The following is a 5,177-nucleotide window of genomic DNA, read 5'->3' as shown; positions in this document are numbered from 1 at the left end:
GTGATGGGATGCTCACTCTGAGTCTGGCGATCGCCGTCCGTTTGAGCGTTCGCCCGTTCCACGAACACATGCGGCGGAGTGAGGACTCTGAAACGATGACGGGCGTGATCATCTACGGCGCGGGTAGTGCGGGTTGTTTCTTCGCTCAAGCTCTAGCTAGAGAAAGCGGCAAGAAGTTAGTCGGCTTTGTCGATGACAATCCCGCGCTCCAAGGCCAAACCGTCCAAGGTATCCGCGTCTACGCACCAGCCGAGTTGCTCAAACTCAAAGCCACGATTGGCTTTGCCGAAATTCTGCTGGCGATGCCATCGCTCGCCGGTCAACGCAAACGCGATCTGTCCCAAAAACTCCAAATCTTGGGCGTACCTGTCAAAACTGTCCCGAGTATTACCGAACTTTTAAACGGTCAATTCTCAGCTACTAAAACCCCAGAGTTCGATATTGAAGATCTATTAGGTCGGCAGTCGATTCCCGCTCGTCCCGAATTACTCCAGCACGATATCACCGATCGCGTCGTCTTAGTAACTGGTGGTGGTGGGTCGATCGGATCGGAACTCTGTCGGCAAATTGCCAAGCAAAACCCCAAAATGCTGCTGGTATTTGAATTGCACGAATTCGCGCTCTATCAAATCGACATGGAATTGGGCGAGAATTATGCCAACCTCACCAAAGTTGCCTGTTTGGGTTCGGTGACTGATGCTCAAGCCTTAACTCGCGTCCTCCAGCAATATCAAGTAGATATTATTTACCATGCGGCAGCTTATAAGCATGTGCCGATCGTTGAAGCCAATCCGATTTCGGGGATGATTAATAATATCAGTGGTACCCTGACTGCCGCTCAATGCGCGATCGAGTGTGGCGTCCCTAAATTTGTCTTGATCTCCACTGACAAAGCTGTCCGTCCCACCAATATCATGGGTGCCACCAAGCGAGTTGCCGAGTTGGTACTCCAAGGTTTAGCCGATCGAACCAATCACAATACCTGTTTTACGATGGTGCGGTTTGGCAACGTCCTGGGGAGCAGCGGTTCGGTCGTCCCCCGCTTCCGCGAACAGATTTTAGCGGGCAAGCCGATCACCCTAACTCATGCTGATATTACCCGTTACTTTATGACCATTCCTGAAGCGGCAACGCTGGTGATTCAAGCTGGGGCGATGGCCAAAGGTGGTGAAGTCTTCTTGCTCGATATGGGCGAACCCGTCAAAATCTACGATTTGGCTGCCAAAATGATTCGCCTGCACGGACTCGAACCAGAGCAAGATATTCCGATCCAGGTGACGGGTTTGCGTCCGGGTGAGAAAATCTATGAAGAGCTATTGATCGATTGCGATGCGGCTTTACAAACCGGACATCCGAAGATTTTCTGCGCTCGCGAGGCCAAGTTAGCGTGGGATGAGCTAGCACCCCAACTGACAACCTTGCTCGACGCCGCCGCCGAATGCGCGGTGACTGAATGTGTCTCAGTGCTCCACCAGTTGGTACCCGAATATCAACCGATGGGACAATACGCCAAAGTTAAATCAGAAACATTGGCATTATCGATGGCAGCATCGATCGGTGACAAGTTACGCAAGTCCGAGATCTATCAAGAAGGCCGCAAACAGCTCGCCAGCCAGCCAAAAGCGAAGGGGAAAAGGGCGAAAGTAGCCTAATTGGGCAAATCCTGCTTGTCGATCAATCTCGATCGCTAGTGGACTGGAGACTCAAAACAGTGCAAAGGGGGCTAGGACTAGACTCTGAGCTACGATTTCAATTGGATCGATCGAGCCAATCTCTCTCAACTGGCAGATCTTGGCCTACCTCCATTGAATGAGGGCACCCAGACTGAAGCTTTGTAAGCTGGGTGTAAACCCGCGATCGGAGATTTTAGGACTATGGCCAGCCAAAGACAGATTCAGGATAAACGCGAATCAACTCAGGAAGACTCGATCGAGAATGGTGAGGCTCAACAGGAAATAGCCGACGGTGTGAAAGCTAAAAAGTCGGAAACAGTTACTAAACCTGCTAAGGCTGAGTCCACAGCAGATATCGCCGCACAATTGGATGCACTTTCCAAAGCATTTCAAGACGATCTTAGTGCGATCGATCCCGATACGACACTGGAGACGATCGATACTTTTCACAGTTTATTGAAGCAGTCCAAACAGCCCGAAGCTAAAGAGATGGCCACCGGACTCAAAGATCTCCAAAAGCTTTTGAAGCGCCAAGAGCCAACCGGACACGAACTGGGCGAGTTAATTAGTCATTTGGGCGAACAAACGATCGAAATCGCTGCTGATGCTGACAAGGAACTCAAAGCACCGCTACAACATTTGGGCAAACAACTGACGAAGATCGGTCGGTCGTTATCTAAAGCTGAAGATGCCGAATACCTGGAATCGTTAGATGAGCTAGTCGATACCTTCAAACAATCACCCGCCCAAATCGATGCTAAAGCATCCGTCGGCGAGATCGATCTCTGGTACGATTTGCTCCACAAATCTGAAGATGAGAGTCTCAAGAAAATCGCTACCGAACTCAAAGCCTTAAAGCAGCTATTAAAAGGCGGCAAAACCAAAGGTAATGAATTGAGCGAGCAACTGATCCAACTGGGCGATCTCACCACTGCCACCGCCGCTCATGCCGGACGGGGTTTTAAAGGCGCGATTCAGAAGCTGGGAAAAGGATTGACAGCATTTGGTAAATCTTTGGATTAGCAGATCGAATCGATCGGCCGAAGTTCGGAGGGCGTGTTACTGATGAGATAACACACCGAAATAATATACCAAAAATTTATCTAGCAGTCGCCAAGACGGTTAAGACACTTAAAATCTCAGTCCGCGTAGGCGGACTTTGCAGCACTAGCGACGATTTCAATCGTTGTGCTATCCGAATCGCCTTGGCGGTTGCTATATTTTTCAAGTTATAATTAGCGATTGCAAATTTGCAGCTAAATTATAATTCACTCTAATTACTTTGCAGCATAATAGTTGACAATCTCTGCACTCACTCTAAAGATAGATCCTGCCAATCAGTCGTTAGAGAGATGAGCTAAATGTCTAAATCTTATATCTTGAATAAAGATGATTCATTGGCAAACAATGAACCTTAATTAGCAAGGAGCATACCAAATGTCTATCAATCTTGACGATTCAAAAAGAACGGCGATCGCTTGTAAGCTAGCCGGAATGAAAGAAATTCAAAACCTGCTGATTTCCAACGAAGAAAAGCTGATTGCCGCTTGCAACGACCAAGAAATCCGCGATCGGTTTGGCAAGATGTTAGATGATGATCGGAAAAACATCGGTATTTTAGATACTGTGATAGTTCAGTATGGGGTCAAGGGCGAACCCAAAGAAACTATTATCAAAATGGTGGAAGAGATCGAACAGTTGATGCAAGGCTCCGCGCTCTCGCTGTCCGAAAAAGCCGCCCAACATGAATTACTAAAACACCAACAATTCATGTCTGGCGTTTTGGTACACAAAGCAGCTCAAGTAGTCGGTGCCGATGTCGAAGCCGCCATCGCTCCCTTGAATACGATCAACTTTGAGAATCGCGCTCACCAAGAGCAACTCAAAGGCGTACTCGAAAGCTTAGGCGTCCGCGAACTCACTGGCAAAGAAGCCGAGCAAGGGCTGTGGGCGCGCGTCCAAGATTCGATCGCGGCCTTCTCTGGAATCGTCGGCAGTGCTGTCACTCAGACTAGCGACAAGTCTGACCTGAATATCCAAGATATCATCCGTGCGGATCACAACAAAGTCAATATGCTATTCATGCAAATTGACAACACCAACGATCCTCAGAAAATTCAAGAGTATTTCGGCCAAATCTACAAAGATTTATCCGTTCATTCTGAAGCAGAGGAGCAAGTAGTGTATCCCGCAGTCCGTCCGTTCTATGGTGAAACCCAAGAACTCTATGACGAGCAAGCAGCGATGAAAACGATGTTGGCGAAAATCAAATCGATGAATCCTGCTGACAGCACTTTCAAAGCTAAAGTAGAAGCCTTGAAGCAAGCTGTCACCGCCCACGTTCGTCAAGAAGAAGACACGATGTTTGCCGCAATTCGCAACAACTGTAGCGATGCACAAAAAGAGCAAATGGCTACTCAGTTCAAGGCTGCTAAAAGCAAGCTCCAAGAGCAAGCAATGGCACATGCTAACTAATTAAAGTTTCGACTCTGGGCATCGTTAGCTAACTATTTCAAACGCTCGTTAACACTAGTCTTACTGTAAATACTCCTCACCGCAAGATTATCGACGAAAATTGGAATCAGCTATGCTAACGATCGCCCTTTATTATTCTCAAACTAAACTTGGCAAGACGATCGGTCATTGCAGTGTTATTCTTGGCTCTGGGTATTTAGAATAATTTAGCTTTGTGTCAACAGTTTTAGTTTTGAACCTAGCTCTCACACTTTACTCGATCGCGGGACTGGATGGAATGTTTTCCTGACAGTCCTTTTTATTAGCAAATGCGATCTTTACGGCTCTCGTCGTTCAATATGGCTCGCATTTATAGTAGGGTGAGGGCGGGTTCGATCGAGATTTTTAGAACGTTTGGAATCGATTACCTTCGGTGGGCTATACCAACGCAACAGTCATCAGTCATCTACTCCGTGAATGTTTATACTGGACAATAAGCGGTGATATAGCGCGATCGCCAGTTGGCGAAAAAAGCCCCAAAGTTAATTCGCGTTACCCTCTAACGATCGCGAATGAATATCTAAAGAATTAAAAGTGCAGAGTTATTAATCGGGTTTCGTAACTATTACATTTTACAACCGAATTTACTACTTTTGTCGATTGTTCGATCGGATGATAGTCGGTCGGACTAGTTTTGGTTGTCTGTCTTTAGAGCGAGAACAAAGCCAGCACAGGTAGATTTCTGCGGACATCGCGGCTGACGATCGATGGTGAAATCCTGTTAGAGAGCGCGCGCGACATCAGAGATCGTCGATCGCCGTTAATTGACGACCGTAACCACAAATTCTTGGATTAAGATCGGCCATTTCAAAGGCAACCCTGATCGAGTGCGAGATTGACTACTAATCGATCGATTCCGATCGCTTGGCTCTCGCTCTATCGATCAACAAAAATTTGGCGATCCCCTAAATCTATCCTGAAATTATCTCTATCTAATGACATAAATAATTCTCGGAATTATCGAGCGTCCAACTTAAGATTAAGCTGTAA

The 5,177-nt window shown here is 47.1% G+C and carries 3 protein-coding genes; all 3 read left to right on the top strand.

Going from position 1 to position 5,177, the window contains the following annotated elements:
- The coding region (locus RMO27_RS20150) for a nucleoside-diphosphate sugar epimerase/dehydratase (RefSeq protein WP_309735900.1) at positions 1 to 1,652 on the top strand (1,652 nt) is incomplete at its 5' end.
- A 222-nt stretch (positions 1,653 to 1,874) separates the two neighbouring features.
- The gene (locus tag RMO27_RS20145; protein ID WP_309735898.1) at positions 1,875 to 2,696 is read left to right on the top strand and encodes a hypothetical protein; all 822 of its coding nucleotides are present in this window, start codon (positions 1,875 to 1,877) and stop codon (positions 2,694 to 2,696) included.
- A 414-nt stretch (positions 2,697 to 3,110) separates the two neighbouring features.
- Positions 3,111 to 4,148 carry a hemerythrin domain-containing protein gene (locus RMO27_RS20140; protein ID WP_309735896.1) on the top strand — a complete coding sequence of 346 codons (1,038 nt, stop codon included), beginning with the start codon at positions 3,111 to 3,113 and terminating at the stop codon, positions 4,146 to 4,148.
- The last annotated feature ends 1,029 nt before the right edge of the window (positions 4,149 to 5,177 follow it).

Source organism: Chamaesiphon sp. OTE_75_metabat_556 (assembly GCF_031378165.1).
Taxonomy (GTDB): domain Bacteria; phylum Cyanobacteriota; class Cyanobacteriia; order Cyanobacteriales; family Chamaesiphonaceae; genus Chamaesiphon.
The sequence above is the reverse complement of the archived record's forward strand: the minus strand, read 5'-3'. Positions and strand labels throughout refer to the sequence as shown.